This window comes from Sphaerotilus natans (assembly GCF_900156335.1).
In the GTDB taxonomy this organism is placed as follows: Bacteria; Pseudomonadota; Gammaproteobacteria; order Burkholderiales; family Burkholderiaceae_C; genus Sphaerotilus; species Sphaerotilus natans.
Map to the genome: position 1 here is coordinate 254,907 of NZ_FTMZ01000002.1, position 26,379 is coordinate 281,285.

Sequence of the window (26,379 nt, forward strand, 5' to 3'; positions counted from 1 at the left end):
CCCTTCAACGCCCACGCCGCCGCACGCGATGACCTCCACGCCCTTCAAGCTGCCCGATCCGCCCCGCGACAAGGCCGTGCTGCGCAAGCAGCTCCAGGCCGAGCGGATGTCGATGAGCGACCGCCACCAGCGCTCGGTCCACCTGCAGGAGGTGCTGATGGTCTGGCTGCTGACCCGGCGCGAGCGCACCATCGGCGCGTTCTGGTCGATCAAGGGCGAGTTCGACGCGCTGCCGGCGCTCTACCGCTGGAGCGAGTCCGACCCGTCGCGGCGCATCGGCCTGCCGGTCATCGACAAGAAGACCCGCCAGCTGCGCTTCCATGTCTGGTACCCGGGCTGCCCGATGGAGGAGGATGCCTACGGCATTCTCAAGCCCAAGGACACCGAGGAGTTCCACCCCGAGCTGCTGCTGGTGCCCTGCGTCGGCTTCGGACCGAAGGGCGTGCGCCTGGGCTACGGCGGCGGCTTCTACGACCGCACGCTGGCCTCGCTCGACCCGATGCCCTACACCGCCGGCATCGGCTACGGCCACGGCTTCATCCCGTGGCTCGAGGCCGAGCCGCACGACGTGCCGCTCGACGCGATGCTGACCGAGGAAGGCACGGTCTGGCAGCGCGACGCCTGAGCCTGGGCGCTGCACCGGAAAGCGCCCCGGAAAGGGGAGCGGCCGTGGCAGTTGCCTGCCACGGCCGCGGTCTCTCTCCCCGACGCCTCTCCAGCGTTCTCCCCCCGGGCGCTTGAGGCCGCCCGGTCACCCCGCAATCGGATTCGGGATCAGATCCGGAATCAGAACTTGTAGCCGACGCCCACGCCGACCAGCACCGGGTCGACCTTGATCTTGCCCAGCGTCGCGCCGGCCGCGCTCAGGTCGGTGCGGATCCAGACCTTCTTGACGTCCAGGTTGACCGACCAGTTCTTGTCGATGGCGAAGTCGGTGCCGATCTGCAGCGCGCCGCCGAAGCTGTTCTTGTCGATCGACAGGCCGCTCGGCAGGCTGACGTTCGAGAAGCGGGTGTAGTTCAGGCCGGCGCCGACATAGGGCTTGAGCGCGCCCAGGCCCAGGTCGGTGAAGTGGTACTGCAGCGTCAGGGTCGGCGGCAGGTGCTTGAGCGTGCCGATCTTGGTGCCGTCAGCCTTGACATCCTGCTTCTGCGGATAGGTCAGGATCAGCTCGGCGGCCAGGTTCGGCGAGATGAAGTAGGTGAAGTCGACTTCCGGCAGCACCTTGCTGTTGATGCCGACGTCGAGGCCGGGAATGCTGTCCTTGTTGGCCGGATCCAGGTGGACCACGCGGGCACGCATCACCAGATCACCGGCCGCGTTCTGGGCCGAGGCGAGCGGCGTGGCGACGAGGGCGGCAACGGCAGCGAGGGCGAGGCAGGTCTTGTTCATGGCGGGCTCCTGTAGGGATTCGGTTTCCGGCACCTCTTGGTCTTGGCACCGGGCATGAATCCATTGGAGCCTGACGCGCCGGCTGTCGACTTGCGGCGGCTCAAGTCGCTGGCCGCGCGCCCCTCGGGGCGCAGCCGGCTTGACCTGCGTCAGATGCGCGACCGTGCGCTGTCGCCTTTTTGCATCACTGCGCGGGCGCCGCCGCGGGGATCAGCTCGAGCCGGCGGCAGATCTCCAGCACCGTCGCGCTGGCGTTCATCGTGTAGAAGTGCAGCGCCGGCACGCCGGCGCAGCGCAGCTGCTCGCACAGGTCGGTGACCACGTCCAGGCCGAAGGCGCGGATCGAGGCGCTGTCGTCGCCGAAGCTCTGCAGGCGCAGGCGGATCCAGCGCGGCACCTCCGCGCCGCAGCTGTCGGCGAAGCGCAGGATGCCGCTGGAGTTGGTGATCGGCATGATGCCGGGCACCACCGGGATGTCCGCGCCCAGCGCCTGCGCATCCTCGACGAAGCGGAAATAGGCGTCCGAGTTGAAGAAGAACTGCGTGATCGCCGAGTCCGCGCCGGCGCGGGCCTTGGCCGCGAAGGCCTGCACGTCGGCCTGCGGCGACTTGGCCTGCGGGTGCATCTCGGGATAGGCCGCCACCTCGATGTGGAAGTGGTCGCCGGTCTCGGCTCGGATGAAGCTCACCAGGTCGCTGGCGTGGCGGAACTCGCCCATCGGACCGAAGCCGCTGGGCAGGTCGCCGCGCAGCGCGACGATGCGCTTCAGGCCCATCGCCTTGAACTGCGCCAGGCGCTCGCGCACCGACTCGCGCGTCGCGCCGACGCAGGTGAAGTGGGACGCGGCCTCGCGGCCCTCGTCAAGGATGGCCTGGACGGCGCCGATCGTGCCGTCCTGCGTGCTGCCGCCAGCGCCATAGGTCACCGAGCAGAACTGCGGCTCCAGCACGTAGAGCTCGCGGCGCACCTGGGCCAGCTTGGCCGTGCCCTCGGGCGTCTTGGGCGGGAAGAACTCGAGACTCAGCGGCAGCGGGGCCGCGGGGGTCGTCGTCATGGGGAAAGTCTCCAGCGGGAGAAAGGGTCGTCGGCGCGGCGCCTGCGGCGGGTCAGCCGGGAATGCGCCGCGCGTGCATCAGGAATTCGCGGTTGCCGTCGCCGCCGGTGATCGGGCTGTCCAGCCAGCGCTGCACCGCCAGGCCGCAGCCGGCCGCGGCCTCGCGCAGCCGGGGCTCGACCCGCGCCAGCGCGGCCGCGTCCTTCACCAGGCCGCCCTTGCCGATGTCGCCGGGCTGCAGCTCGAACTGCGGCTTGACCAGCATCAGCAGGTCGCCGGCCGGAGCCAGCAGCGGCGCCAGCGCCGGCAGCACCAGCGCCAGCGAGATGAAGGACAGGTCGCCGGTGATGAAGCCGAAGCCGCCCGCCGGCATCGCCGCACCCAGGTCGGCCGCCGCCAGATGGCGGGCGTTGAGGCCCTCCAGCGCGGTGACGCGGGCGTCGCCACGCAGGCGCGGGTGCAGCTGGCCGTGACCGACATCGACACCGACCACCCGCGCGGCACCGCGCGCCAGCAGCACGTCGGTGAAGCCGCCGGTGCTCTGGCCGACATCGAGCGCCACCTGGCCGGCGACCTCCAGCCCGCAGGCCGCCAGCGCGCCCTCGAGCTTCAGTCCCCCGCGCGACACCCAGCGCAGCTCGGCGTCGTCGGTGACCTCGATCTCGCAGCCCTCGGGCAGCTCGTCGCCGGCCTTGCGCGGCATGCTCCAGCCCCGGGGCCCGAGCCAGCGCACGGCGCCCTGGGCGATCAGCCGCTGCGCGGCCGAGCGCGTCGGCGCCAGGCCGCGGCTCACCAGCATCTGGTCGGCACGCATCTTCGACAGCGCGGCGGGGCCGATCAGTAGCGGTAGGTGTCGGGCTTGTACGGGCCCTGCACCGGCACGCCGATGTAGGCGGCCTGCTCCTCGGTCAGCGTGGTCAGCTGGGCGTTGAGCGTGGTCAGCTGCAGGCGCGCCACCTTCTCGTCGAGGTGCTTGGGCAGCACGTAGACCTTGCCGATGTCGTAGGCATCCTTGTGCGCGTACAGCTCGATCTGCGCCAGCGTCTGGTTGGCGAAGCTCGACGACATCACGTAGCTCGGGTGGCCGGTGCCGCAGCCCAGGTTCACCAGGCGGCCGCGTGCCAGCAGGATGATGCGCTTGCCATCCTCGAAGACGACATGGTCGACCTGCGGCTTGATTTCCTCGAAGCGGCACTTCTCTTCCAGCCGTGCGACCTGGATCTCGTTGTCGAAGTGGCCGATGTTGCAGACGATGGCGTTGTTCTTCATCGCCGCCATGTGCTCGTAGGTGATGACGTCGCGGTTGCCGGTGGTCGTCACGAAGATGTCGGCCTGCGCAGCGGCCCATTCCATCGTCACGACGCGGTAGCCTTCCATCGCCGCCTGCAGCGCGTTGATCGGGTCGATCTCGGTCACCCAGACCTGGGCCGACAGCGCACGCAGCGCCTGCGCCGAGCCCTTGCCCACGTCGCCGTAGCCGCAGACGACGGCGATCTTGCCGGCGATCATCACGTCGGTGGCGCGCTTGATGCCGTCGACCAGCGACTCGCGGCAGCCATACAGGTTGTCGAACTTCGACTTGGTGACCGAGTCGTTGACGTTGATCGCGCGGAACATCAGCTGGCCCTTGGCCGACATCTCGTTCAGGCGGTGCACGCCGGTGGTGGTCTCCTCGGTCACGCCCAGGATCTGCGCGCTCTTGCGGCTGTACCAGGTCGGGTCGACCGCCAGCTTGGCCTGGATCGAGGCGAACAGCTCGCGCTCTTCCTCGCTGCCCGGATTGGCGATGACCGACGCGTCCTTCTCGGCCTTCTTGCCCAGGTGCATCAGCAGCGTCGCGTCGCCGCCGTCGTCCAGGATCATGTTCGGGCCTTCGCCCTCGCTGCCTGCCGGGCCGAAGTCGAAGATGCGGTGGGTGTAGTCCCAGTAATCCTTCAGCGTCTCGCCCTTGTAGGCGAAGACCGGCGTGCCCCGGGCCACCAGCGCGGCGGCCGCATGGTCCTGGGTCGAATAGATGTTGCACGAGGCCCAGCGGACCTGCGCGCCCAGCGCCTGCAGCGTCTCGACAAGCACGCCGGTCTGGATGGTCATATGCAGCGAGCCGGTGATGCGCGCGCCCTTGAGCGGCTGGCTCGCGGCAAATTCCTGGCGGATCGCCATCAGCGCGGGCATCTCGCCCTCGGCGATGGTCAGCTCCTTGCGGCCCCAGTCGGCCAGCGAGAGATCGGCGATGTGGAAGTCGCGGAAGACGGATTCGACGGCAGCGTTCATGTCAGCAAGCTCCAGAAGTTCCAGGAATGGAACCGTCCGGACCGCACGCTCGTCATCGGCAGGAAAGCCCGGCGGGCGCGGCACGAAGCACGATGGCAGTGCGATGCGCGCAGCTCACCCCGGGATTTCCGGCCGCGTCGGGTGCGCGGTCGGACGGGTGAGCGCCGTTGCCTGTGGGAAGGGGTCCGAGCCTGGGGCGGTCGCCTGAATCGACCGGCCTTGCAACGCTCCTCGGACACGAGGCCCGCATTGTAGCGACGCCCGATCGAGCGCCGTGGCGAGGATCAGCCCCTGCGGCGGCCGGGTGATCCGCCGATCAGGCGCCAGCCGCGACCGGGCCCTGGATCAGAGCAGGGCCTGGGCGGCCAGTCGCTCGGCTGCCGGCGTCGACAGCGCCAGCCATTGGGCCAGCTCCTCGAGCTCCTCCAGGGTCAGCCCGGCCGGCGGATCGAGCTCGGCGCGGCGCGCCAGCGTGGCCGACAGCGCCAGCAGCCGACGCTGTGGACGCAGCAGCGCCAGGCCGCCCCGCTCGGGATCGTGCGCCTCCTCATGCGGACGCGGCAGCAGCTGGCACAGCAGCGTCGACAGCCGGGCCTGACTCATCAAGGCCTGCTGCAGTTCGACCAGCGTGCCACCGAGCAGCTCGCGCTGACGAGCCTCGTCGGGATCGCGCCCGAGCCGACGTGCCACCTCTGGCGCTCGCCACCACAGCAGCACCTCGGCGAGGTTGTGCATCACGGCCGCACCCTGCATCGCCTCGGCATGCGGATCGCCATGCTGCAGCTCGAACTCGGTGACCACCCGCGCGGTGCGCCAGGCGCGCTCGAGCAGGCGCATCACCTCGTCGAGCCGCTGCGGATCGGCGCCGGTGCGCAGTTCTTCCTCCAGCACCCGCAGGCCCGCAGGCGGAAAGGCGCGGAAGAAGGGCCCGATGCCCATCAGCACGACCGCTGCCGTGACGGTCTGGATCTCGGTGACCTGGTGCTCGCCGCGGTGCCGGCCGGCGTGGGACAGCACCCGCATCGTCATCAGCGGGTCACCTCGCACCGCGTCGGCGATCATGTGCGCGTCGACATTGCCGCAGCGCTCCTCGAGCAACGCCAGCTCGGTCAGCTGCTCGGCGGTATCGGCCAGGATCGGCGCCGGCACGGCACAAAGAAAGGCACCCCAGGCATCGGGGTCGGTCGGAAGGGGGGACTGCGGGCTCATGTCCGGCTCCTCGGCAGGCGGATGTGACGGCACAGGAATGTCCTGACCGATGTTATGAGCACCGCAGATGCGCCAATCCCCCGATCAGGCGCACGGAACGGCCGCGATCAGCCGTTCAGCCCACGGTCCAGGAATCCACGCTCAGTTGCGCGGCGAATCCGGCAGCAGGCAGATCAGGTCGCCATGGCGATACAGCGCCTCGAAACGCCGGCCATCGAGATCGATGGAGCGGACCTCGAGTGCAACACCTTCGCTGGCACAGGCCTCGTGCGCTGCACGGTCACGGTCCAGATCCGCAACGAGCCGAGCGCGACGCGATCGCATCAGGCTTAGCCAGGAGCGCAGGGCGTGAAAGCGTGGTGCAGCGGCGGGGCGGGACGAGGGGGCCGACGAGGCAGCCAGAGAGAGCGAGGTGTTCATGGCGGTGGCAAGCTCGAAAAAACGGTCAGGTATCGCGAGGAGGAGAGAGGCTCGGAACGGTCATTCGGCAAATCGACGGGCCAGTGGATGAGGGTTTCATCGCATTCACGAGAGTTTCCGAATTACTGCGACATGTCCGGCGGAAATGTCTTGACAGTCGAGATCATGCTAGGCGATGCGCGCCGCGGCCGGAAAGCCCCCCAAAGATGGAATCGGGTATCAGTCGGATACCCGGTAATTTTTCAGGTTCCGGATTCAGGAGAAACCCTCGGACGGACAGGGACCGCTGTCCTGAATGAAACCCCATGACCCCGCAAACGGCACCCGACCTAGGAACAGCACGGGTATCAGGGTCATGTCGACAGGCCTAGGATGGACTGCATGAACGCCCACGCCGTTGCCGCCTTGCCCGTGCGCACCCTCCGGCCGCTGCAGCCGATGGTCTGGCTGGAGCGTGCATGTCATGACATCCGGATGGCCCCTCAGGTCGGATTCGGTCACGGCGCCCTGATGGCGCTGTTCGGCATGTTGCTGATGCTGCTGGCACGCGATCGCTTCTGGCTGCTGGCCGGCTCGATGTCAGGCTTCCTGCTGGTGGCGCCCATCCTGGCGACCGGCCTCTATGCGGTCAGTCGCGCCATCGAGCGGGGCGAGACCGCGGGCTGGTCGACGGTGTTCGCGATCTGGCGCTCGCTGGATCGACGTCTGGTCGGATTCGGGCTGCTGCTGGCCGCCGCAGGCACAGGCTGGGTGATGACCTCGGCTGCGCTGATCACGCTGATGGCACCGCAGCCGGTGCAGACGCCAGCCGATTTCCTGACCCTTGTGGTGCTGAACCGGGAGTCCTGGCTGTTCGAGGCCTGGCTGGCACTGGGCGGGCTGCTGGCGGCACCGGTCTTCGCCTCGAGCGTGACCGCGATCCCGATGCTGGTCGATCGTCAGGTCAGCGTCGGCGACGCGGTGCTGGCGAGCTGGCGCACCGTGCTGGAGAACCCGGTGCCGATGGGCGTCTGGGCGGTGCTGGTGATGGGCTTCGCGCTGCTCGGCATGGGCTCGCTGATGCTGGGCCTGGTCTTCGTGATGCCGATGCTGGGTCATGCCAGCTGGCATGCCTACCGCGATCTGCTGCCGACCGAGGGCTGAGCCGCAGCGGCGCCCACAAGCGCGCAAGCGCCCGCGTGTCTCTCCGACAACACGCCACAAGGGCGAGTGCCCGGTCACCGGGAAAGAACTTGATCGCCATCAATCGGCAGGCCTGAGCTGCAAAAGGGCATGACGGCCCGACCGGCGCCAGCGCGTATCATCCCGGCGCCTTGCCGCACCCACCGCGCCCCGCCCTCTTTCGCCCCCTGCCTGCCCATGTTCGGCTACACCGAGGAACAGCTCGCCCAGTTCGGTCTGACCATCGGTGTCAGCGCCTTCATTCTCTACATGCTCTTCATCGTGCTGCAGCTCGCGCGCGAGTCGAAGGCCGGCAAGTTCGGAACCTTCGTCCTGTTCATCGTGCTGGCCTTCGGCATGCTGGGCTTCGTGGCGAAGAACATCATCGCCTGGGCGATGGGGATCTGAGCGCAGATCCCGCTCGGATCACGGCTCAGATCACCATCTTGACCATCGGATGGGTGGTCAGCGTCCGGTAGAGCTCGTCGAGCTGCTCCCGGCTGGTGGCGTTGATGGTGATCGTCAGGCCCAGATAGTTGCCCTTGGCACTGGGGCGGTGCTCGATCGTCGCGGGATCGAAGCCGGGATCGAACTGCAGCGCCACCTGCGCGATCGCGGCCGCGAAGCCATCGACATGCAGGCCCATGACCTTGATCGGGAAGGCGCAGGGATACTCGATGAGCGACTGCTCGGGCGGAATGACGGGCGGGGTGTGCATCTCGGACTCTCCTTGCTTCAACGCAGCCACAGGCGCAGCTGGTCCCAGGCGCGCCCGAACATGCCGGCCTGAGCGACCGGCTCCAGCACGGTGACCGGCACCTCGGCGAGCACGCGCGTGCCCGACAGCACCTTCAGCGTGCCGACCTGCTGGCCCTGGCTGAGCGGCGCGATCAGCGGATCGGTGCGCACCAGTTGCGTCTTGACCTGTGCCGCCTCGCCACGCGGCACAGCCACGCTCACCGGCACCTGAGTGCCGATCTTGGCGGTAGAGGCCGCGCCCTTCCAGACCTCGGCCGAAGCGATGACCTGGCGGGCATCGTAGACCTTGACCGCATCCCAGCTGCTGTAGCCCCAGTTGAGCAGCTTCTGGCTCTCGACCGCACGCGACTCCTTCGACGAGGCCCCGACGACGACGCTCAGCAGCCGGCGTGATCCGTTGGGCAGATCGCGCTTGGCGGTGGCGATCAGGCAATAGCCGGCCGCATCGGTGTAGCCGGTCTTCAGACCGTCGACGCTCGGATCGCGCCACAGCAGCAGGTTGCGGTTCTGCTGCGTGATCTTGTTGAAGGTGAATTCCTTGATCGAGTAGAACTTGACCTCGCCGGGGAAGTCCTGAAGCAGCCGGGTAGCGATGATGCCGAGCTCGCGCACCGTGCTGACATGGCCCGGGGCCGGCAGGCCCTCGGGGTTCCTGAACTGCGAGACCTTCAGGCCGAAGGCCTGGGCCTGGCGGTTCATCATCGCGACGAAGTTCTCGACCGAGCCGCCGACCGCCTCGGCCAGCAGCACGGTGGCATCGTTGCCGCTCTGCACGATCATGCCCTTGATGAGGTCCTCGACCTTCACCTTGTTGCCGACCTGGATGTACATGCGCGACGCATCGGTCATGCCGGTGCGCCAGGCACGCTCGGAAACGGTCAGCTCCTGGTCGAGCGCGAGCTTCTTGTCGCGCAGGGCCTGGAAGACCAGGTAGGCGGTCATCAGCTTGGTCAGCGAGGCGGGCTCGACGGTCACGTCGGCATCGCGCGCGGCCAGCGGCTGGTTGGTGCTCAGGTCGAGCAGCACATAGGCGCGGGCGGCGATCTCGGGCGGCTGGGGCAGCGCCTGGGCGGACACGGTCTGCGGCAGCAGCGCGGCCAGCGCGAGGGAAGCAAGAAGTCGTTTCATCGGAGCGGTCGGAATTCGTTCAGGCGCGTTGGAACACGCGGGCGGCCGGCCGGTTCCCCGGCACGGCGGCGAAGGGGCGCAGGCCGGTCAGCGCCAGCTGCGCACGATCAGGTCGCGCAGCTGGGTAAGCTGGCCGTGGAAGAAATGGCCGGTGCCGGGCATGACGATGACCGGCAGCTGCTGCGGCCGCGCCCAGTCCATCGTCGCCGACAGCGGCACCACGTCGTCGGCCTCGCCGTGGATCACTACCGTGTCGGGCGGCACGTCGGCAGGAAGAGCACGCTGCGTCGACGGGCCGACCAGCAGCAGGCGCGAGGCGCGGGCGTCGCCCTCCAGCTGCGCCGCGGCCAGCGTGGTGACATAGGCGCCGAAGGAGAAGCCGCCCAGCGCCAGCGGCCGCCCGGGCAGGCGGTGCGCGGCGATCACCGCCAGCAGGTCCTCGCTCTCGCCGCGGCCCTCGTCGTGCGTGCCTTCGCTGGCGCCGACGCCGCGGAAGTTGTGGCGCACCGTGCGCCAGCCCATCTGCAGGAAGGCGCGGACCATGGTCTGCACGACCTTGTTGTCCATCGTGCCGCCGAACAGCGGGTGCGGATGCGACAGCACCACCACGCCGACCGGCGCCTCGCGCTCGGCCGGATGGTCGATGGCGATCTCGATCGTGCCGGCCGGACCGGTGATCCGGGCGCGTTCGGTCTGCGCGTTCATCGGCCGACGTCCGCAGGCACGACCAGCCGCTCGACGATCTGGCCGTTCTTCAGGTGCGACTCGACGATCTCGTCGATGTCGCTGCGGTCGACGAAGGTGTACCAGGTCGCGTCCGGGTAGACCACCGCGACCGGGCCGCCCGCGCAGCGGTCCAGGCAGCCCGCCTTGTTGACGCGCACCTTGCCCGGCCCGGCCAGACCGGCGGCCTTGACCTGCTTCTTGCAGTGGTCGAAGGCTGCCTGGGCATCGTGGTCGGCGCAGCAGGACTCGCCGTTGTCACGCTGGTTCAGGCAGAAGAAGATGTGGCGTTCGAAGTAGCTGCTCATGGGCTGGATTGTAGGAGTCACCCCGATCAGGGCACAGGCGCGGGGGCGCGGATGCGGTGGGGATCGGCGACCTGGATCAGCAGAAACAGCAAGGCGGCGAAGGGCCAGAGCCAGCCGATCCACTGCGCCAGGCCGTGAAAGCGGATGAAGCGTCCGCGCTCCCAGCCGGTCAGACTCAGCGAGAAGTACGGATCGGTTCCCGCCTGGGTCACCAGCATGATCAGCAGCGTCAGCGCCACCAGCCCCAGCGCGGCGACCAGCCGGCGTGGCACGAAGGCCAGGCCCAGCCCCAGGCCCAGCCCGACCAGCAGACCCGGCAGCACCGGCGGCGTCAGCCAGGACATCGCGTGCTCGGGGCCGAAGTTCAGCAGCGTCGACAGCGCGGTCGCACCGACGCCGGCCAGCAGCAGCAGCGCCAGCGTCACGATGCGGTGACGCACCCGGCGCAGCATCACGAAGCTGACCACGCAGGGCGCCAGCAGCCCGAGCGCGATCACCGAGACCTCGGCGCCGGGTTCGAGCGCGCCGACCGGATCGGGCAGCGGCACCCAGCGACGCAGCGGCGTGTCGGCCAGCCAGACATCGAGCGCGACCAGCAGCCGCTCCAGGGCCTGCCCGGTGGCCAGCGGCACGGGCGGGGGGAAAAGCAGCCCGATCGGCCAGGACAGCAGCAGCGCCAGCCCCAGCGTGCCGTGGGGCACGAAGATCACGTCGCGCAGACGCTGCCAGTGCGCCAGAACGCCCAGGCGCAGCAGCAGCACCGCCACCAGCGCACCGACCAGCGTGCCGGCGCTGTTGAGCAGCCAGTCATGGCGCGAGGGCACGCGCAGCGGCAGCAGGTTCTGCGTCCACTCCATCAGCAGCGACAGCAGCGAGCCGAACAGCAGCGCCTGCAGCAGCGTGCCGAGCGGCCGCCGGCCGGCACGCAGCCAGGCCAGCGCCAGCAGCAGCCCGAGCGGCAGGTAGCCGGCGAAGTTGGCCCAGAGATCGAAGCGGTTGTGGCGCTGCACCGGCAGCCACAGCAGCTCATGCGGCAGCTGGCCCGGCAGCAGCACCGGCCAGCGCCACGGCCCGAAGGGGTGCAGGCTGGCGTAGACGATCAGCCCGGCCCACAGCCAGGCCAGCGGCCAGGAGGACGAGCGGTGCGCCAGCGGCGGCGCAGGCGATGGCGGCAGCGCGGCGGACGTCATCGCCCCGGACGGTCAGAAGGGCTTGAAGACGACCAGCGCGACGATCGCGGCGAACAGCAGCACCGAGATCTCGTTGTAGACACGGAACCAGACATGGCTGCGGCGATTGTCGGCGCGCTCGAAGCCGCGCAGCAGCCGCGCGTTCATGTGATGGAAGCCGATGACCGCCACCACCAGCGTCAGCTTGGCATGCACCCAGGCATTGCCGGGGCCGCGCCAGAAGGGCCAGCCCAGCCACAGCGCCAGGCCGGTGACCAGCGCGATCACCATCAGCACGGTGGCAAAGCGCTGCAGCTTGCGCCCCATCAGCAGCAGGCGCTCGCGCTCGGCATGACTGTCGGGCGCGACCATCGCCAGGTTGACCAGGATGCGCGGCAGGTAGAACAGCCCCGCGAACCAGCTGGCCACGAGGATGATGTGCAGGGTCTTGGTCCCCAGGTAGAGCGTGTCCATGGGGCGATGATACGGCCCGGACCAGCGCCCCTGACCGGGGCAGGTCACTGCGGCTAGAGGATGCGGCGCGGGTGGGCCAGCGCCTCGTGCGCGGCATGCAGCCGGCGCACCAGCACCCGGATGAAGGCCTCGTCGAACAGATGCCGGGTGGCCGGGCTCAGCCGGGCCAGGGTATCGGGCGTGAAGGAGATCGTCGTGGCGCTGTCGGTCACGATCACGTCGGTGCTGTGCACCCGCAGCTCCGGATTGGGCGCCAGATAGGCCATCTCGCCGACCGAGGTGCCCGAGCCCAGCACCGCCACGCGCCGGCCGTCGCGCCAGACCTCCAGCGTGCCGGTGGCGATGATGTGGAAGGTGCGGCCCTCCTCACCGCGGCGGTACAGCGCCTGGCCGGCGGGCAGGCGCTCCCAGCGCGCCCGGTGCACCACCTCCCACAGCGCGATGTCGCCGAAGCGGGTGAAGAAGTCCAGCGTGCGCAGCAGCGTGAAGCGCTCGGAGTCGAGCACGCCCTGCACCGCGCCGCGCGGCACATGCTGCATCGCGATCAGGCCGGAGAGCGCCTCGCCGAGCGCCTCCCAGGAGGCATGGCGGTCGTCGGCACGCTTGGCCAGGCAGCGGCGCACCACCCGGTCGAGCGCCGGCGAGACCCCGGTGCGCACGCCCACCAGCGAGGGCGGCTCGACATGGCAGATCTGGTGCATCAGGCTGGCCTGGCTGGAGGCCTCGAAGGGCGCATGGCCGGCGATCAGGTGATAGAGCACCGCGCCCAGGCCGTAGATGTCGGCGCGCGCGTCGAGCTCGGCGCCGTCGAGCTGCTCCGGCGACATGTAGGCCAGCGAGCCGACGCGGTGGACCTGCGTCTCGTCCGAGCGCAGGTTCAGCGCGCTGCCGAAGTCGGTCAGCTTGATGTCGCGCACCTCGCGGTCGCTGCCCACGGTCAGGATGTTGGCCGGCTTGACGTCGCGGTGGATCAGCCCCTGGCGATAGCAGTAGCCCAGCGCCATCGCGCACTTGAAGCCGATTTCGACGATCTGGTCGAGCGGCAGCAGATGGTCGGGCGCGCAGAAGGCGCGCAGCGTCGTGCCGGGCACGTACTCCATCACCACATAAGGCGCACGCGGGTCGGGCACCGCGTCCAGGATGTCGACCACGTTCGGGTGGTGCAGCCGCCCGGCCAGCGCCGCCTCCGAAGCGAAGAAGCGCGCGAAGACATGCGCGTCGGCCGCGTCGCCCAGCACGCTGGCGCGCACCCGCTTGACCGCGACCTGGCGATCGTTGAACTCGTCGTGGCAGAGGAAGACCTCGCTGGTCGTGCCCTCGCCGAGACGGCGGATCACGCGGTACTTGCCGATGCGCTGCGGCGGGTCGGAGAGGTCCGGGGCGGAGAGATCGATCATCGGCGGCGGGCTCGGACAGGGTGGGCGATCTTTTCATCGGCCCCTGCCCGACACAAGTGCGGATTGCTCGGCCGACCCGCCCCGTAGAATCCGCCCCATGATTCAAGCCAAAGAGCAACTCCTCGCCGCCCTCGGCGACGCGCTGGCCGAGATCGCGCCGGGTGCGGCGATCGAGCCCGCCTTCGAAAGCCCGAAGCAGGCCGCCCACGGCGACCTCGCCTGCACCGCCGCGATGCAGCTGGCCCGACCGCAGAAGAAGAACCCGCGCGAGCTGGCCGGCGCGCTGATCGCCGCGCTGCAGGCCCGCCCGGCGGTGCAGCAGTGGGTCGAGGCACTGGAGATCGCCGGCCCCGGCTTCATCAACATCCGCCTCAAGCCCGCCGCGCGCCAGCAGGTCGTGGCGCAGGTGCTGGCCGAAGGCGCCGGCTTCGGCCAGGCCGCGGCCAACGGCCGCAAGGTGATGGTCGAGTTCGTCTCGGCCAACCCGACCGGGCCGCTGCATGTCGGCCACGGCCGCCAGGGCGCCCTGGGCGACGCGCTGTGCAATCTGTTCGGCTCGCAGGGCTGGCAGGTGCACCGCGAGTTCTACTACAACGACGCGGGCGTGCAGATCGCCACGCTGGCCAACTCGACCCAGTGCCGCCTGAAGGGCCTCAAGCCCGGCGACGCCGCCTGGCCCGAGTCGGCCTACAACGGCGACTACATCCAGGACATCGCCGACGCCTTCATGGCGCGCGCCACCGTCCAGGCCGACGACCGCGAGTTCACCGGCTCGGGCGACCCGGACGACCTCGACGGCATCCGCCAGTTCGCGGTGGCCTACCTGCGCCACGAGCAGGATCTGGACCTGCGCGCCTTCGGCGTCAAGTTCGACCACTACTACCTCGAATCGAGCCTGTACAGCTCGGGCCGGGTCGAGGAGACGGTGGCGAAGCTGGTGGCCGCCGGCAAGACCTTCGAGGAGGGCGGGGCCCTCTGGCTGCGCTCGACCGACTACGGCGACGACAAGGACCGCGTGATGCGCAAGTCCGACGGCGGCTACACCTACTTCGTGCCCGACGTCGCCTACCACGTCCACAAGTGGCAGCGCGGCTTCGACAAGGTCGTCAACGTGCAGGGCTCGGACCACCACGGCACGATCGCGCGGGTGCGCGCCGGCTTGCAGGCGGCCGGCGTCGGCGTGCCCCAGGGCTGGCCCGACTACGTGCTGCACAAGATGGTCACCGTCATGAAGGGCGGCGAGGAGGTGAAGATCTCCAAGCGTGCGGGCTCCTATGTCACGCTGCGCGACCTGATCGAGTGGACCAGCCGCGACGCGGTGCGCTTCTTCCTCATCAGCCGCAAGGCCGACACCGAGTTCGTCTTCGACGTCGACCTGGCGCTCAAGGCCAACGACGAGAACCCGGTGTTCTACGTCCAGTACGCCCACGCGCGCATCTGCTCGGTGCTGGAGAAGTGGAAGGCCGAGCACGGCGGCGACCCGGCCACGCTGGCCACCGCCGACCTGGCGGTGCTGGACGCGCCGACCGAGTTCGCGCTGATGAACAAGCTGGCCGAGTACCCCGAGATGCTGGCGCGCGCCGCCGAAGGGCTGGCGCCGCACGACGTCGCCTTCTACCTGCGCGATCTGGCCTCGGCGTACCACAGCTACTACGCCGCGGTGCGCTTCCTCGACGGCTCGGCCGCCGCGATGGCGGCGCGCATGGCGCTGCTGCAGGCCACCGCCCAGGTGCTGCGCAACGCGCTGGCGGTGCTGGGCGTGAGCGCGCCCGAGCGCATGTGAGCGGCCTGACGGCGCGATGACGAGAACGGTGATGGCATCAAAAGCGAAGACTCAGCGCGGCGGCTTCGGCGTCGGCGTGGTGGTGGGCCTGCTGGGCGGTCTGGTGCTGGCGCTGGGGGTGGCGATCTTCGTCACCAAGGCGCCCGTGCCGTTCGTCGACAAGGTGCCGGGCCGCACCGCGGAGCAGGATGCCGCCGAGGCGGAAAAGAACCGCCAGTGGGATCCGAACGCGCCGCTGCACGGCCGCCCGCCCGGCCGGCCCGCCGAGCCGCCGCCGGCCACGCCGCCCGCCCAGGACCCCGACCCGATCGGCGCGATCGCCGAGCGCCAGAGCCGCCCGCCCGAGGCCGCCAGCGCCCCGCCGCCGGCCCGCCCGGCCTCAAAGCCCCCCGCACGTGCCGAGGCCAGCGCCTCGGCTCCGGCCCCGACGGGCGGCGAGACGTCGGCGAAGACCAGTGCTGATCCGTTCACCTACTTCGTGCAGGTCGGTGCGTATGGCAGCGCCGACGAGGCCGAGCAGCAGCGCGCGCGGCTGGCGATGAACGGGCTCAAGGCCCGCATCACCGAGCGCGAGCAGAACGGCCGCGTGATGCACCGCGTCCGCCTGGGCCCCTACGACAGCCGGGAGGATGCGGAGCGCATGCGCGACCAGCTCTCGGCCTCGGGCCAGGGCGATGCCGCGCTGGTGCGCGTGCCGCGCTGAACCTTCGGCCCCGGATCGGGTCCGAACGGCCTGCACAGAACCATCGAAAGGAACCATCGAATGAAGCGTCGCGAGTTCGTCGCCGGAAGCAGTGCCGCGCTGGCACTGGGCGGTCTGGTCAGCGCACCGGCCTCGGCCCAGGCCGGTTTCCAGGAAGGCCGCCACTATGTGCGGCTGCAGCAGCCGGTGCCGGTCTCTGCCCCCGCCGGCAAGATCGAGGTGCTCGAGTTCTTCTGGTACGGCTGCCCGCACTGCAACGCCTTCGAGCCGACGCTCGAGGCCTGGGTCAAGAAGCTGCCCGCCGATGTCGCCTTCCGCCGCGTGCATGTCGCCTTCCGTCCGAGCTTCGAGCCGCTGCAGCGGCTCTACGCCACGCTGGAGAACATGAACCTGGTCGAGGCGCTGCACCGCAAGGTCTTCTACGCGGTCCACCAGCAGGGCGCACGGCTGGACAAGCCCGAGGCGGTCATCGACTTCGTCGTCGCCAACGGCGTCGATCGCACCAAGTTCACCGAGATGTACAACTCCTTCGGCGTGCAGAGCAAGGTGCGCCAGGGCAAGCAGCTCTCCGAGGCCTACAAGATCGACGGCGTGCCGGCCCTGGGCATTCACGGCCGCTTCTACACCTCGCCGGCGCTGGCCGGCGGCGAAGGCGCCTCCGAGGTCCAGGGCCAGACCCGCGCGCTGGCGCTGACCGACCAGCTCGTCGCCAGCCTGCGCAAGGGCTGAGGCACGGCAGGCTGGGAATCGGCCGCCTGACGCGGCCGCCCGCCCGGTGACACCGGGCGGATCGAAGGCTACAATGCAATTTTCATGCCTTCGATTGCCACTGATGGCTGCTGTCGCTGTTCCGTGCTGGTTTTCACACCGCTGCCTGCGTTCGGCCCCGGCCCTGCTGGCGGCGGCCCTGCTGATGATCGCCAGCATCGCGCCCGCCCGGGCCGAGCGCGCTGACAGCGCACAGCCGCTGGCCTTCGATGCCGGACGGATGGTGCTCGACGGCAAGCGCAAGGTCCGGGTACTCAGCGGCGGGGTCGAGATCAGCCGCGGCACGCTGCTGCTGAAGGCGGCCCAGGTCGAGCTGAAGGAGACGCCCCAGGGCGGCCAGTTCGCGATCGCCACGGCGGCCGATGGCCAGTTCGTCACCTTCCGCCAGAAGCGCGAGGGCGTCGACGAGACGGTCGAGGGCCAGTCGCGCCGCATCGAGTACGACAGCGTCAGCGAGACGGTGCGCTTCATCGGCCAGGCCCAGGTGCGGGTGCTGCGCGCCGGCGCCCCGGCCGACCAAGTCAGCGGCCAGACCATCGTCTACGACCACGGCCGCGATGTCTTCGAGGTGCAGGGCGGCCTGCCGGCCAGCACGCAGACCCCGACGCCTGGCGCCGCCAGCGGTCGGGTGCGCGGCGTGCTGACGCCCCGGCCGGCCGGCGCGGCCTCGCGCCCGGCCGGTGCCGACGCGGCGACGGAGGGCGCCCGTTGAGCGCCCCGCCCCGCCAGCGCCTCGAGGCCGAGGGCCTGCAGAAGCGCTACGGCGCGCGCCTGGTCGTCAAGGACGTGCACCTGGCGGTGCACAGCGGCGAGGTCGTCGGCCTGCTCGGGCCGAACGGCGCCGGCAAGACCACCAGCTTCTACATGCTGGTCGGTCTGGTCCGGGCCGATGCCGGCCAGATCCGCATCGACGGCGAGCGGGTCGAGCAGCTGCCCATTCATCAGCGCGCCCGCCTCGGCCTGTCCTACCTGCCGCAGGAAGCCTCGATCTTCCGCCGCCTGACGGTCGAGGAGAACATCCGCGCGGTGCTGGAGCTGCAGCAGGACGCTGACGGCCGGCCGCTGGGCCGCCGCGCCATCGACGAGCAGCTCGGCGCGCTGCTGGCCGACCTGTCGATCGAGCGGCTGCGCGACAGCCCGGCGCCGGCGCTGTCCGGCGGCGAGCGTCGGCGCGTCGAGATCGCGCGGGCGCTGGCCACGCAGCCGCGCTTCATCCTGCTCGACGAGCCGTTTGCCGGGGTCGATCCGATCGCGGTGCTCGAGATCCAGCGCATCATCGGCTTCCTGAAGGCGCGGCAGATCGGCGTGCTGATCACCGACCACAACGTGCGCGAGACGCTGGGCATCTGCGACCGCGCCTACATCATCAGCGAGGGCCGCGTGCTGGCCGAAGGGGAGCCGGCGGCCATCGTCGAGAACCCGCAGGTCCGCAAGGTCTACCTCGGCGAACACTTCCGGATGTGACCGCCCCATGAAACCTTCCCTCCAGGTCCGCCTGTCGCAGCATCTGGCGCTCACGCCGCAGCTCCAGCAGTCGATCCGGCTGCTGCAGCTCTCGACGCTGGAACTGCATCAGGAAGTCGAGCAGATGCTCGAGCAGAACCCCTTTCTCGAGGCCGACGAGGACAGCGGCGGCGGCCCGGAGGCGGTCACCGTCGAGGGCGGCACCGCCACTGCCGCAGAGCGCGAGGACTGGAGCGCGCCCGGCACCGACTCCGCTGGCGAGGCGCCGGCCGACAGCGGCAGCAGCGGTGACGGCGAGAGCGCCGGCGTCGACCAGCTCGACTTCGAAGGCGGCGACGCCGGCAACGACTGGGACAGCGGCCAGGACGACTACCAGAGCCTGTCGGACGTGGGCGGCACCCGCAATGGCGCGCCCGACGACGAGGACAGCGACTGGAGCGAGCGCTCCAGCGTCGCCGAGAGCCTGCCCGACCACCTGCGCAGCCAGCTGCGCGGCATGCGCCTGGCGCCCGAGGACCAGCTGCTGGTCGAGGCGCTGATCGACTCGCTGACCGAGGACGGCTATCTGGCCGACCCGCTCGAGGAGATCGCCGAGCGCCTGGCCGTCGGCCTGGAGCTGGGCGAGTCGCTCGGCCGCGATGCCGCACCGGGCCAGGTCACCGCGGTCGACATCGACCAGGCCGAGCTGCCCGAGGCCCCGACGCCGGAGGAGGCGCAGGCCGCCGCCGAGCTGCGCGAGGAGCTGCTCGACCGGCTGCGCTGCGCGCTGGGCTGGCTGCAAAACCTCGAGCCCTGCGGCGTGGGTGCGCGCGACCTGGGCGAATGCCTGGTGCTGCAGCTGCGCGAGCACGACGCCACCGAGGCGCGCCGGGTCGCCATCCTGATCTGCCAGGGCCATCTGGAGCTGCTGGCGCGGCGCGACATGAAGAAGCTGGTGGCCGCCACCGGCGCTGACGAGGACGACATCCGTGACGCGCAGTCGCTGATCGTCACGCTCGAGCCCAAGCCGGGCCGGCGCTTCGCCCGCGCCGAGGCCAACATCGTCGTGCCCGACGTCATCGTGCAGAAGGCCGGCCGCGGCTGGCGCGTGGTGCTCAACCCGGACGTGATGCCCAGGCTGCGCATCAACGACATGTACGCGCAGGCGCTGCGCCAGCACCGCGGCCAGCGCGGCGCCGACGACGCCGGCAGCGGCGCGACGCTGTCGGCGCGGCTCCAGGAGGCGCGCTGGTTCGTCAAGAACATCCTGCAGCGCTTCGACACCATCCAGCGCGTCAGCCAGGCCATCGTCGAGCGCCAGAAGGGCTTCTTCACCCACGGCGAGATCGCGATGAAGCCGCTGGTGCTGCGCGAGATCGCCGACGAGCTGGGCCTGCACGAGTCCACCATCAGCCGCGTGACCACCGCCAAGTACATGGCCACGCCGTTCGGCACCTTCGAGCTGAAGTACTTCTTCGGCTCATCGCTGAACACCGAGGCGGGCGGCAATGCGTCGAGCACGGCGGTGCGTGCGCTGATCAAGCAGTTCGTCGCTGCAGAGGATCAGCGCAAGCCGCTCTCCGACAGCCAGCTCAGCACGATGCTGGAGGAGCAGGGCATCCAGGTCGCGCGCCGCACGGTCGCGAAATACCGCGAGGCACTGAAGATCGCGCCGGCCAACCTGCGCAAGGCGATCTGAAGCGCACCACTGCGGTGCACTTCAGCCACCTCCGGCCGATGCCGCGTGAAATGAATCCGGGATGACCCCGAGTGGCGCTGGTGCAGGCGCCCACCGCCGGGGCGGTTTTTCCGGATTTCCGCCGGCACGCCGCATGCAATGGCCATCGGGCACTCAGGAGTCCCCGATGAACACCGACGATCCCGCCGCCGCACGCCACCAGATCGCCAGCCGCATTCACGATCTGCTCAGGCGCGAGACCGGCCAGGAGATCGACACCGCGCTGATGCTCGGTCCGCCGGAATATGCCCGCGCGGTGCTGAGCCTGTGCCGCGCCTGCGGCCATGCCGAGCTCGCGCTGCTGGCCGACCAGTTCACGGCCCTGCTGCGCCCGCCGCTCAGGGCGGCGACACCGGATCGCTCGCTGCGCCGCTGAGCGCCCGGCGCAGCCGCGCCGCCAACGCGCGCAAATGCCAGGCCAGCCGCCACAGCAGCAGCAGCATCGCCAGCGTCAGCACCCCCAGCGCGACGGCCGCCAGCACCGGATCACGCCAGACCAGCCACAGCATCGACGGCACCAGCGCATCGCCCGCCAGCGACAGCCCCCAGTTGCTGAAGGGCTCGGGCGAGGCATTGACCGCCGCGCGGGTGGCCGACTTGGCCGCATGTGCGGTGGCCGCCAGCGAGCCGCCCAGCACCGCGGCCGCCGCCGCCCAGCCCGCCTCGTCGCCGCCGAAGACCGCCGCGGCCAGCGCCGCACCGGCCGGCACGCGCACCAGCGTGCTGACCATGTCCCAGAAGGAGTCGAGCCCCGGGATCTTGTCGGCCAGGAACTCGACCAGCAGCATCAGGCCGCTGGCGCCAAGCACCAGCGGATGCATCAGCCAGTGCAGCCCCTCGGGCAGGCCGATACCGGCGTAGCGGCCGGCCAGCCCGGTCAGGAACAGCACCGCGTACAGGCGCAGGCCGCTGGCCCAGCCGAGCGTCGCGGCGACCGACATCAGCTCGGCCGTACCGAAGGAGACAGACATGCCGTCCATCCTAGCGCGCCCGGCAGCAGGCGCGCCCGGACCTTCGGCCGGCCGAGCGCGGGCCTTCAGCCGAGCTTCACGCCGGCACGCCGACCAGCACCGACAGCGCCGTCATGAAGCGCTCCAGGCGCGCACCGCCGAGGAAGGCCTCGGCCTGGGCGCCGTCGATCAGCCCGACAAAATGCTCGCGCGAGGCCTCGTCGTCCTGCGCCCGGACCAGGCGCTCCTCCAGCGTGTCGCTGGCCACCAGATGGCAGACCGGCACCTGGCGGACCCGGTCGGCACGGTGCACGCGGCTGAAACGCTGCGCCAGCAGCGCCGGATTCCAGGGCCGGTCCAGATGCAGGATCGCGGTGGCGGCATGGCGCAGGCCGAGCTGGCCGCCGGGGCTGTCGTCGCAGCACAGCAGCACCCGCTGCTGCGGATCCTGCTGGAAGGCGCTGACCAGCGCACGGCGCGCCTCGCCGCCGACATCGACCGGCAGGGCCAGGTGCGCGATGCCACGCTCGGTCAGCGCCGCCGACAGCGCCTCCAGGCTGTCGACCCACTGGCTGAAGACCACCACGCGCATGTCCGGCTCGGCCAGCAGCGTCTCGAGGCCCTCGATCGTGGTGCCGATCTTGCCGGCATTGCAGCCCAGGCGCAGCGCATGCAGCGTCGAGAGCAGGCGGCGCTGGTCGGCATCGGACAGATAGCGGCTGCGCTGCCAGCGCTGCACCGCACGGACGATCTGCGCCAGGCGGGCGTCATGCAGCGGCCGCTCGGCCGCATCGAGCTCGACCGGGCAGATCGCCTCGACCGTCTCGGGCAGCTGGCGCAGCACCAGGGTCTTGGTGCGGCGCAGCAGCCACGGACCCAGCGCCTCGAGGCGCTCGGCCACCGGCGCCTCGGCCAGAGCCTCGAGGCGGCCGATCGCGCCCAGGCACGACGCGTCGACCCATTCCAGCATCGCGCGCAGCGCACGCGGACGCACCTCGACCGGCGTGCGGGCCACGGACAGCGCAAACGGGCCGTCCAGAGTCGCCAGCGCCGCCGCGAAGTCGGTGTCCAGCCAGGGGCTGAGATTGGCGTCGTCGCTCTCGTCGACGACCACGCTGTCGGGCGCGAAGGCCTGGAGCGCGGCCAGCGTGTCGGCCTGCACCGCCAGCGCGGCCTCGGCCAGCAGCAGCAGCGGTGCCTGCGGCGAGGCCTCGGCCTGCGCCGCCGCGGTGATGTCCGTCACCGAGCCCGCCTGCAGCGCGCTCAGGCCGGTCAGGGCCTGCCACTGCTCGGCCCAGTGCGCCAGGCGCTCGGCCGGGGCCAGCACCAGCGCGCGCTCGGCGCCGAACTGGGCCGCCAGCAGGCGCAGCGCGGCCACCGCCTGCACCGTGCGTCCCAGGCCGGCGTCATCGGCCAGCACGCTGCGGCCCGCGCAGGCGGCGTAGAGCGCGCCCTCACCTTGGTAAGTGCGCAGCGGCAGCGTGACCAGCGCGGTCAGCAGCGGGCTGGCGGGGCCTTCCGGCATGCGGGTCTCGAGCAGATGGACGCGCTCGCGCATGTCGCGCGCCGGGGCCAGCCACAGCCAGACCGCCTCGTCGACACGCAGCGCATGGCGGCGCTCGCGGGCGATGCGCACCATCTCCAGCAGCGCCAGGTCATTGACCAGCGGAGCGGCAGCCGTGGGCTGATCCAGCTGCGCGGCCAGCGCCAGCAGCTCGGCCGGGCAGTCGCGGCCCGGGGTCCAGGCCAGACGACGCACCGGGCCCAGCGCCTCGAGCGCGACCTGGCTGAAAGGCGGCGCCAGCGGCTGAGGCTCCGGCTCCGGCTCGGGCTGAGGCTCAGGTTCTGGCGCCAGCTCGGGCTGCGGCATCGGATCGCCGAGGTTATCCACAGCTTGTCCACAGGCGTTATCCACAGCCTGCGTCAGTGCATCGGGACCTTCATCTGCAGTTGCGGTCGTGCCCACGTCCACGGGGGTGTCCACCGCCACGACCTCGGCCGGTTCGGCCACCGGTTCGGCGACAGGCTCGACGATGGCTTCAGCAGCGGGCTCGGCAGCCACTTCGACCACAGCCTCGGGCGTGGGCGCGGCGCGGCGCGGCGACGCGGGGCGCGCTTGCGGGGCGTCTTCGCGGCCGGCTCCGGTGCGGCCTCGACCACAGCCGTCGTTTCGGCGGGCGCGGAAATCGGCTCGGGCACCGGCTCAGCGATCGGCTCGGGGGTTGCGGCGGGCGTCACCTCGGCCTTGGCCGCGGTCTTGCGGGCGCGCGGCGCAGCACGCTTGCGGGCCGCCTTGGCCGCAGGGACCGGTTCGGCCTGCGGTGCGGGCTCGGGCTCGGGCGCGACCTCGGCCGCGGGGGCATCAGGGGCGACGACCGGGGCTTCGGTCGGCGCGATCACCGCCGGCTCGGACGCGGCGGTCTTGCGGCGCGGCGCGGCGCGCTTGCGCGCCGGCTTGGCCGGGGCCGCAGCGGTCGGCTCGGCGGCGACCGCCACCGGCTCGGATGCCGTCACCGGCAGGGCCGGCGCGTCGTCGACGGGAAGCGCTGGAGTCTCCGGGATCGCCGAAGTCGCCGGATGAGAGGTGGCGCGCGCAGTGCGGGCACGGGGGGAGGAGGTCTTGCGGGATGAGGTAGACGCCATGGTGGCTGGGCCGGCAGAGCCGGCCGATCGGTGTGCGAAGTCTTTTGCGTTGGGCGGCACTGTAGCCGGTATGGCGACCCCACTCCCGATCCATCACCGCAATCCGGCGACAAGCCCCCTCGGGAATGCGCGGGAGTGCGGGTTTTTCAGGAGCGTGCGACCGGTCAGGAACGCCGGTCCGGAACGCCTCTAGCATGCGCGCATGGAACTCGATCTTCTCCTGGCGGCCGGGCCGCTGGCGGTGGCGCTGTGGCTGCGCCCGTGGCGGCTGGTCGGCCCGGCGGGGCCACCGTGGATCTGGCTGGCCTGGTGCGCGCTGATGCCGCTGCTGTGGGGCACCGACCGCTATGTCGGCATGTCGGTGGTGCAGCCGCTGTCGGGCGCGGTGATGCTGCTGATGATGACCGGCTGGCCGCTGGCGATGCTCGCGCTGGTGCCGGTGACGCTGCTGACCTGGGCGATGGCCGGGCTGGATGCGGCCGAGGCGCTGCACCGCCTGGTCTGGCTCGGCCAGATGCCGGCGACGATCGCGCTGCTGCTGGGCGCAGCGGTGCGGCGCTGGCTGCCGAACCAGCTCTTCGTCTACATCCTCGGCCGGGGCTTCGCCGCGACCGCGCTGAGCTGCGTGCTGTCGGGCGCGCTGTCGATGGCGCTGCATGGCGCGACACCCGGCCTGGACCCGGACGAGCAGATGATCGGCCGCTGGCTGGCGGCCTGGGGCGATGCCTTCCTGGTCGGCATGCTGGTGGCGATCTTCGTCGCGTTCCGGCCGCACTGGCTGGCAACCTATTCCGACCGGCTCTACCTCCGCCCCCCCGACGACGAACCGCCCACCCGCTGAGCCCGGCCGGAAAAACGAGGGGTTTTCCCGGATCGGGCCGGCGCGGCCCGCCTAAGATGCGCCGCAGATGAAAGACACCGCATCCCCCTCCTCCCCCCGGGTGCTGCGCAGGCTGCTGCAAGGCCTGGGCGCGCTGCTGCTGTCGGGCCTCGTCGCCGCCCTGGTGCTGCTGGCGCTGGCCTTCCACGACCAGCCGCTGGTGCGGCGCGAGGCCGCGTCGATGTCGGCCGAGGATCTGCTGCGAGTCAAGCTGCTGCTGCGCGCGGCCGATCCGCGCCACCCCGCGCCGCAGGCGGCCGGCCGCAGTGCGGACGGCTCGGCGCTGCGGGTGCTGCGCGCCGACAGCCGCGACATCGACCTGCTGCTCAACGACGCGACGCAGCGGCTGCTGCGCCTGCCCAGCCGGCTGGTGCCCGGCACCGGCAGCGCGCGGCTGCAGGCCAGTCTGGAGATGCCGGCCAGCCCCTTCGGCCGCTGGCTCAACATCGAGGCCGACCTGCGCGAGACCGCCGGCCTGCCCGTGCTGGAGCGGCTGCATCTGGGCGGCGTGCCGGTGCCGCCGGCGCTGGCCGAGTGGCTGCTGCGCCATGAGCTGACCCGCCGTGGCCTGACGGAGCAGGCCGAGCTGCTGCTCGACATGGTGCGCCGCGTCAGCCTGCAGCCCCAGGAGGTCGAGATCGCCTATGTGTGGCGCGAGGACACGCCCGACCGCCTGCGCGCCTCGCTGGTGCCGCAGGCGCTGCAGCAGCGGCTGCAGGCGCATGTGCGCGAGCTGACGCGGCTGGCCCGCCAGGCGCCGGAGCCAGCGCCGCTGGCAACGCTGCTGCAGCCGATGCTGGGCTTCGCCGCCGGCCGCTGCGGCCTGGACTGCCCGCCGCAGGACCTGGCCGCCGAGCACCGCGCCGCGCTGGTGGTGCTGGCGCTGCATGCGGCCGGCCAGCCGCTGTCGCGCATCGTGCCGCAGGCACGCGACTGGCCGCGGCCGCCGGCGCGCACCGTCACGCTGCTGGGCCGCCCCGACTTCGCGATGCATTTCCTGGTCTCGGCGGTGCTGGCCGCCGAAGGTGGCGGGCGCCTGGCCGATGCGATCGGCATCTACAAGGAGGTGGTCGATTCGCGCGACGGCAGCGGCTTCAGCTTCAACGACATCGCCGCCGACCGCGCCGGCACCCGCTTCGGCCAGATCGCGGTGCAGGACCCCGGCCGGCTGCGCGCCGCGGCACTGCAGGACCAGGACGCCACGCTGAAGGAGGCCGACTTCATGCCGCCGGTCGACGGCCTGCCCGAGTTCATGCCCCAGGCCGAGTTCCAGGCCCGCTACGGCGGCATCGGCGCCGCGCCCTACCGGCGGATGATGGCCGAGATCGAGCAGCGGGTGATGTCGCGCCCGCTGCTGCGCTGAACCCTGAATGAAAATTTCATCATGAGTTGTCCACAGCCCCGCCCCCACCTGCCCCGCGAGACGCTGGTCGAGGTCGTCCGCCACACGCCGCTGGTCTCGATCGACCTGATCTGCCGTGATCCGCAGGGCCGGGTGCTGCTGGGCTGGCGCAGCAACCGCCCGGCACAGGCGAGCTGGTTCGTGCCGGGCGGGCGCATCCTGAAGGACGAACGCATCGAGCAGGCGATCGAGCGCATCGCCGCGGCCGAGCTCGGCCTGCCGGCGGCGCTGGCCGCGCAGGCCCGCCCGCTCGGCGTCTACCAGCATCTGTACCCGGACAACTTCGCCGGCATCGAGGGCGTGACGACCCACTATGTCGTGCTCGGCTGGACGCTGGATCTGCCTGCAGGCGAGCTGCAGGCCGCCGATGCCCAGCACCGCGAGCTGCGCTGGTTCACGCCCGCCGAGCTGCGCGCCGATCCGGCGGTGCATCCGAACACCCGGGCCTATTTCGACGCCTCGATCACCGCACCGCGCACCGCAGCCTCGGCCCCCGGGCTCGCTGCATGAGCCTGTGCTGAAGGCAGGATGAACAGACTGTCGTTTTTTTAACATCTGCTTAATCCAGGTCACAGGAACGACAGGGTCCGTGCCTAAGATGCCA

General features: G+C 70.8%; 29 protein-coding genes and 1 riboswitch. Of the genes, 13 read left to right on the forward strand and 16 right to left on the reverse strand.

Annotated features, from left to right (window positions below):
- The first annotated feature begins 28 nt into the window (after window positions 1-28).
- Window positions 29-625 carry a 5-formyltetrahydrofolate cyclo-ligase gene (locus tag BW996_RS02900; RefSeq protein ID WP_051631730.1) on the forward strand — a complete coding sequence of 199 codons (597 nt, stop codon included), beginning with the start codon at window positions 29-31 and terminating at the stop codon, window positions 623-625.
- A 161-nt stretch (window positions 626-786) separates the two neighbouring features.
- On the opposite strand, the gene BW996_RS02905 is transcribed toward BW996_RS02900, so the two are convergent.
- The 6 genes from BW996_RS02905 to BW996_RS02930 form a co-directional block, all read right to left on the reverse strand.
- Window positions 787-1,392, reverse strand: a complete 606-nt coding sequence (locus BW996_RS02905) for an OmpW/AlkL family protein (protein WP_037479886.1) — start codon at window positions 1,390-1,392, stop codon at window positions 787-789.
- Between the two features lie 184 nt (window positions 1,393-1,576).
- A complete protein-coding gene (metF, locus tag BW996_RS02910) occupies window positions 1,577-2,446 on the reverse strand; it encodes a methylenetetrahydrofolate reductase [NAD(P)H] (RefSeq protein ID WP_037479883.1) in 870 nt (289 codons plus the stop codon).
- Between the two features lie 52 nt (window positions 2,447-2,498).
- Window positions 2,499-3,260: a TlyA family RNA methyltransferase gene (locus BW996_RS02915; protein ID WP_037479880.1), complete on the reverse strand. Its 762-nt coding sequence runs from the start codon at window positions 3,258-3,260 to the stop codon at window positions 2,499-2,501.
- A gap of 23 nt (window positions 3,261-3,283) precedes the next feature.
- Window positions 3,284-4,717 carry an adenosylhomocysteinase gene (gene ahcY / locus BW996_RS02920; RefSeq protein WP_037479877.1) on the reverse strand — a complete coding sequence of 478 codons (1,434 nt, stop codon included), beginning with the start codon at window positions 4,715-4,717 and terminating at the stop codon, window positions 3,284-3,286.
- A 152-nt stretch (window positions 4,718-4,869) separates the two neighbouring features.
- A riboswitch (S-adenosyl-L-homocysteine riboswitch) is annotated at window positions 4,870-4,956 on the reverse strand.
- Window positions 4,957-5,062: 106 nt separating this feature from the next.
- Window positions 5,063-5,926: an HDOD domain-containing protein gene (locus BW996_RS02925; RefSeq protein ID WP_139330715.1), complete on the reverse strand. Its 864-nt coding sequence runs from the start codon at window positions 5,924-5,926 to the stop codon at window positions 5,063-5,065.
- A 141-nt stretch (window positions 5,927-6,067) separates the two neighbouring features.
- The gene (locus tag BW996_RS02930) at window positions 6,068-6,346 is read right to left on the reverse strand and encodes a hypothetical protein (RefSeq protein WP_139330716.1); all 279 of its coding nucleotides are present in this window, start codon (window positions 6,344-6,346) and stop codon (window positions 6,068-6,070) included.
- 381 nt (window positions 6,347-6,727) lie between these two features.
- Between BW996_RS02930 and BW996_RS02935 the strand changes: the two genes are divergently transcribed.
- On the forward strand, window positions 6,728-7,489 hold the full coding sequence (locus BW996_RS02935; protein ID WP_037479871.1) for a DUF2189 domain-containing protein: 762 nt from the start codon (window positions 6,728-6,730) through the stop codon (window positions 7,487-7,489).
- A gap of 216 nt (window positions 7,490-7,705) precedes the next feature.
- Window positions 7,706-7,915 (forward strand): DUF2788 domain-containing protein, encoded by a 210-nt coding sequence (locus tag BW996_RS02940; RefSeq protein ID WP_037479868.1) that lies wholly within the window; start codon window positions 7,706-7,708, stop codon window positions 7,913-7,915.
- Window positions 7,916-7,940: 25 nt separating this feature from the next.
- Here BW996_RS02940 and BW996_RS02945 read toward each other — a convergent pair whose 3' ends face one another.
- The 7 genes from BW996_RS02945 to BW996_RS02975 all read right to left on the reverse strand — a co-directional run bounded on the left by BW996_RS02945 (window position 7,941) and on the right by BW996_RS02975 (window position 13,465).
- Window positions 7,941-8,225, reverse strand: a complete 285-nt coding sequence (locus BW996_RS02945; protein ID WP_037479865.1) for a YbeD family protein — start codon at window positions 8,223-8,225, stop codon at window positions 7,941-7,943.
- A 17-nt stretch (window positions 8,226-8,242) separates the two neighbouring features.
- On the reverse strand, window positions 8,243-9,394 hold the full coding sequence (locus BW996_RS02950) for a D-alanyl-D-alanine carboxypeptidase family protein (protein WP_037479862.1): 1,152 nt from the start codon (window positions 9,392-9,394) through the stop codon (window positions 8,243-8,245).
- Between the two features lie 87 nt (window positions 9,395-9,481).
- Window positions 9,482-10,099 (reverse strand): alpha/beta hydrolase, encoded by a 618-nt coding sequence (locus tag BW996_RS02955; protein WP_037479859.1) that lies wholly within the window; start codon window positions 10,097-10,099, stop codon window positions 9,482-9,484.
- On the reverse strand, window positions 10,096-10,425 hold the full coding sequence (locus BW996_RS02960; RefSeq protein WP_051631728.1) for a (2Fe-2S) ferredoxin domain-containing protein: 330 nt from the start codon (window positions 10,423-10,425) through the stop codon (window positions 10,096-10,098). Before BW996_RS02960 ends, BW996_RS02955 begins: the two co-directional genes overlap by 4 nt.
- A gap of 26 nt (window positions 10,426-10,451) precedes the next feature.
- Complete coding sequence (locus BW996_RS02965) at window positions 10,452-11,615, reverse strand: VanZ family protein (protein ID WP_051631727.1); 1,164 nt, start codon at window positions 11,613-11,615, stop codon at window positions 10,452-10,454.
- A 12-nt stretch (window positions 11,616-11,627) separates the two neighbouring features.
- Window positions 11,628-12,068 (reverse strand): CopD family protein, encoded by a 441-nt coding sequence (locus tag BW996_RS02970; RefSeq protein ID WP_037479857.1) that lies wholly within the window; start codon window positions 12,066-12,068, stop codon window positions 11,628-11,630.
- A gap of 53 nt (window positions 12,069-12,121) precedes the next feature.
- Complete coding sequence (locus BW996_RS02975; protein ID WP_051631726.1) at window positions 12,122-13,465, reverse strand: serine/threonine-protein kinase; 1,344 nt, start codon at window positions 13,463-13,465, stop codon at window positions 12,122-12,124.
- Window positions 13,466-13,562: 97 nt separating this feature from the next.
- Here BW996_RS02975 and argS point away from each other — a divergent pair, with 97 nt between their 5' ends.
- From argS to BW996_RS03010, 7 genes are all read left to right on the forward strand, one after another.
- Window positions 13,563-15,248: an arginine--tRNA ligase gene (gene argS / locus BW996_RS02980; RefSeq protein WP_037479853.1), complete on the forward strand. Its 1,686-nt coding sequence runs from the start codon at window positions 13,563-13,565 to the stop codon at window positions 15,246-15,248.
- A 31-nt stretch (window positions 15,249-15,279) separates the two neighbouring features.
- A complete protein-coding gene (locus BW996_RS02985) occupies window positions 15,280-15,951 on the forward strand; it encodes an SPOR domain-containing protein (RefSeq protein ID WP_037479850.1) in 672 nt (223 codons plus the stop codon).
- Between the two features lie 60 nt (window positions 15,952-16,011).
- Window positions 16,012-16,680: a thiol:disulfide interchange protein DsbA/DsbL gene (locus BW996_RS02990; protein ID WP_037479847.1), complete on the forward strand. Its 669-nt coding sequence runs from the start codon at window positions 16,012-16,014 to the stop codon at window positions 16,678-16,680.
- Between the two features lie 103 nt (window positions 16,681-16,783).
- Window positions 16,784-17,431: a lipopolysaccharide transport periplasmic protein LptA gene (lptA, locus tag BW996_RS02995; RefSeq protein ID WP_076458565.1), complete on the forward strand. Its 648-nt coding sequence runs from the start codon at window positions 16,784-16,786 to the stop codon at window positions 17,429-17,431.
- Window positions 17,428-18,183 (forward strand): LPS export ABC transporter ATP-binding protein, encoded by a 756-nt coding sequence (lptB, locus tag BW996_RS03000; protein ID WP_037479845.1) that lies wholly within the window; start codon window positions 17,428-17,430, stop codon window positions 18,181-18,183. Before lptA ends, lptB begins: the two co-directional genes overlap by 4 nt.
- Before the next feature lie 7 nt (window positions 18,184-18,190).
- Window positions 18,191-19,861, forward strand: coding sequence for an RNA polymerase factor sigma-54 (rpoN, locus tag BW996_RS03005; RefSeq protein ID WP_037479842.1), 1,671 nt, complete (start codon window positions 18,191-18,193; stop codon window positions 19,859-19,861).
- Between the two features lie 166 nt (window positions 19,862-20,027).
- Window positions 20,028-20,276: a hypothetical protein gene (locus BW996_RS03010; RefSeq protein WP_037479839.1), complete on the forward strand. Its 249-nt coding sequence runs from the start codon at window positions 20,028-20,030 to the stop codon at window positions 20,274-20,276.
- On the opposite strand, the gene BW996_RS03015 is transcribed toward BW996_RS03010, so the two are convergent.
- The 3 genes from BW996_RS03015 to BW996_RS03025 all read right to left on the reverse strand — a co-directional run bounded on the left by BW996_RS03015 (window position 20,239) and on the right by BW996_RS03025 (window position 23,364).
- Window positions 20,239-20,871: a DUF4126 domain-containing protein gene (locus tag BW996_RS03015; protein WP_051631740.1), complete on the reverse strand. Its 633-nt coding sequence runs from the start codon at window positions 20,869-20,871 to the stop codon at window positions 20,239-20,241. The two genes, BW996_RS03010 and BW996_RS03015, sit on opposite strands and share 38 nt — an antisense overlap.
- Window positions 20,872-20,947: 76 nt before the next feature.
- A complete protein-coding gene (locus BW996_RS03020) occupies window positions 20,948-22,741 on the reverse strand; it encodes an SNF2-related protein (RefSeq protein ID WP_139330718.1) in 1,794 nt (597 codons plus the stop codon).
- A 32-nt stretch (window positions 22,742-22,773) separates the two neighbouring features.
- On the reverse strand, window positions 22,774-23,364 hold the full coding sequence (locus BW996_RS03025; protein ID WP_076458570.1) for a hypothetical protein: 591 nt from the start codon (window positions 23,362-23,364) through the stop codon (window positions 22,774-22,776).
- Window positions 23,365-23,695: 331 nt separating this feature from the next.
- On the opposite strand from BW996_RS03025, the gene BW996_RS03030 reads away from it, so the two are divergent.
- From BW996_RS03030 to BW996_RS03040, 3 genes are all read left to right on the forward strand, one after another.
- Complete coding sequence (locus BW996_RS03030; protein WP_037479834.1) at window positions 23,696-24,334, forward strand: membrane protein; 639 nt, start codon at window positions 23,696-23,698, stop codon at window positions 24,332-24,334.
- A gap of 67 nt (window positions 24,335-24,401) precedes the next feature.
- Complete coding sequence (locus tag BW996_RS03035) at window positions 24,402-25,736, forward strand: YfiM family lipoprotein (protein WP_139330719.1); 1,335 nt, start codon at window positions 24,402-24,404, stop codon at window positions 25,734-25,736.
- Between the two features lie 21 nt (window positions 25,737-25,757).
- Window positions 25,758-26,285, forward strand: coding sequence for a GDP-mannose mannosyl hydrolase (locus tag BW996_RS03040; RefSeq protein ID WP_051631723.1), 528 nt, complete (start codon window positions 25,758-25,760; stop codon window positions 26,283-26,285).
- The last annotated feature ends 94 nt before the right edge of the window (window positions 26,286-26,379 follow it).

Bases quoted from the DNA above. Each gene is read 5' to 3' on its own strand.
- BW996_RS02900 (WP_051631730.1), top strand. From the start codon at position 29: ATGACCTCCACGCCCTTCAAGCTGCCCGATCCGCCCCGCGACAAGGCC.
- BW996_RS02905 (WP_037479886.1), bottom strand. From the start codon at position 1,392: ATGAACAAGACCTGCCTCGCCCTCGCTGCCGTTGCCGCCCTCGTCGCC.
- metF (WP_037479883.1), bottom strand. From the start codon at position 2,446: ATGACGACGACCCCCGCGGCCCCGCTGCCGCTGAGTCTCGAGTTCTTC.
- BW996_RS02915 (WP_037479880.1), bottom strand. From the start codon at position 3,260: ATGCGTGCCGACCAGATGCTGGTGAGCCGCGGCCTGGCGCCGACGCGC.
- ahcY (WP_037479877.1), bottom strand. From the start codon at position 4,717: ATGAACGCTGCCGTCGAATCCGTCTTCCGCGACTTCCACATCGCCGAT.
- BW996_RS02925 (WP_139330715.1), bottom strand. From the start codon at position 5,926: ATGAGCCCGCAGTCCCCCCTTCCGACCGACCCCGATGCCTGGGGTGCC.
- BW996_RS02930 (WP_139330716.1), bottom strand. From the start codon at position 6,346: ATGAACACCTCGCTCTCTCTGGCTGCCTCGTCGGCCCCCTCGTCCCGC.
- BW996_RS02935 (WP_037479871.1), top strand. From the start codon at position 6,728: ATGAACGCCCACGCCGTTGCCGCCTTGCCCGTGCGCACCCTCCGGCCG.
- BW996_RS02940 (WP_037479868.1), top strand. From the start codon at position 7,706: ATGTTCGGCTACACCGAGGAACAGCTCGCCCAGTTCGGTCTGACCATC.
- BW996_RS02945 (WP_037479865.1), bottom strand. From the start codon at position 8,225: ATGCACACCCCGCCCGTCATTCCGCCCGAGCAGTCGCTCATCGAGTAT.
- BW996_RS02950 (WP_037479862.1), bottom strand. From the start codon at position 9,394: ATGAAACGACTTCTTGCTTCCCTCGCGCTGGCCGCGCTGCTGCCGCAG.
- BW996_RS02955 (WP_037479859.1), bottom strand. From the start codon at position 10,099: ATGAACGCGCAGACCGAACGCGCCCGGATCACCGGTCCGGCCGGCACG.
- BW996_RS02960 (WP_051631728.1), bottom strand. From the start codon at position 10,425: ATGAGCAGCTACTTCGAACGCCACATCTTCTTCTGCCTGAACCAGCGT.
- BW996_RS02965 (WP_051631727.1), bottom strand. From the start codon at position 11,615: ATGACGTCCGCCGCGCTGCCGCCATCGCCTGCGCCGCCGCTGGCGCAC.
- BW996_RS02970 (WP_037479857.1), bottom strand. From the start codon at position 12,068: ATGGACACGCTCTACCTGGGGACCAAGACCCTGCACATCATCCTCGTG.
- BW996_RS02975 (WP_051631726.1), bottom strand. From the start codon at position 13,465: ATGATCGATCTCTCCGCCCCGGACCTCTCCGACCCGCCGCAGCGCATC.
- argS (WP_037479853.1), top strand. From the start codon at position 13,563: ATGATTCAAGCCAAAGAGCAACTCCTCGCCGCCCTCGGCGACGCGCTG.
- BW996_RS02985 (WP_037479850.1), top strand. From the start codon at position 15,280: ATGGCATCAAAAGCGAAGACTCAGCGCGGCGGCTTCGGCGTCGGCGTG.
- BW996_RS02990 (WP_037479847.1), top strand. From the start codon at position 16,012: ATGAAGCGTCGCGAGTTCGTCGCCGGAAGCAGTGCCGCGCTGGCACTG.
- lptA (WP_076458565.1), top strand. From the start codon at position 16,784: ATGGCTGCTGTCGCTGTTCCGTGCTGGTTTTCACACCGCTGCCTGCGT.
- rpoN (WP_037479842.1), top strand. From the start codon at position 18,191: ATGAAACCTTCCCTCCAGGTCCGCCTGTCGCAGCATCTGGCGCTCACG.
- BW996_RS03010 (WP_037479839.1), top strand. From the start codon at position 20,028: ATGAACACCGACGATCCCGCCGCCGCACGCCACCAGATCGCCAGCCGC.
- BW996_RS03015 (WP_051631740.1), bottom strand. From the start codon at position 20,871: ATGTCTGTCTCCTTCGGTACGGCCGAGCTGATGTCGGTCGCCGCGACG.
- BW996_RS03030 (WP_037479834.1), top strand. From the start codon at position 23,696: ATGGAACTCGATCTTCTCCTGGCGGCCGGGCCGCTGGCGGTGGCGCTG.
- BW996_RS03035 (WP_139330719.1), top strand. From the start codon at position 24,402: ATGAAAGACACCGCATCCCCCTCCTCCCCCCGGGTGCTGCGCAGGCTG.
- BW996_RS03040 (WP_051631723.1), top strand. From the start codon at position 25,758: ATGAGTTGTCCACAGCCCCGCCCCCACCTGCCCCGCGAGACGCTGGTC.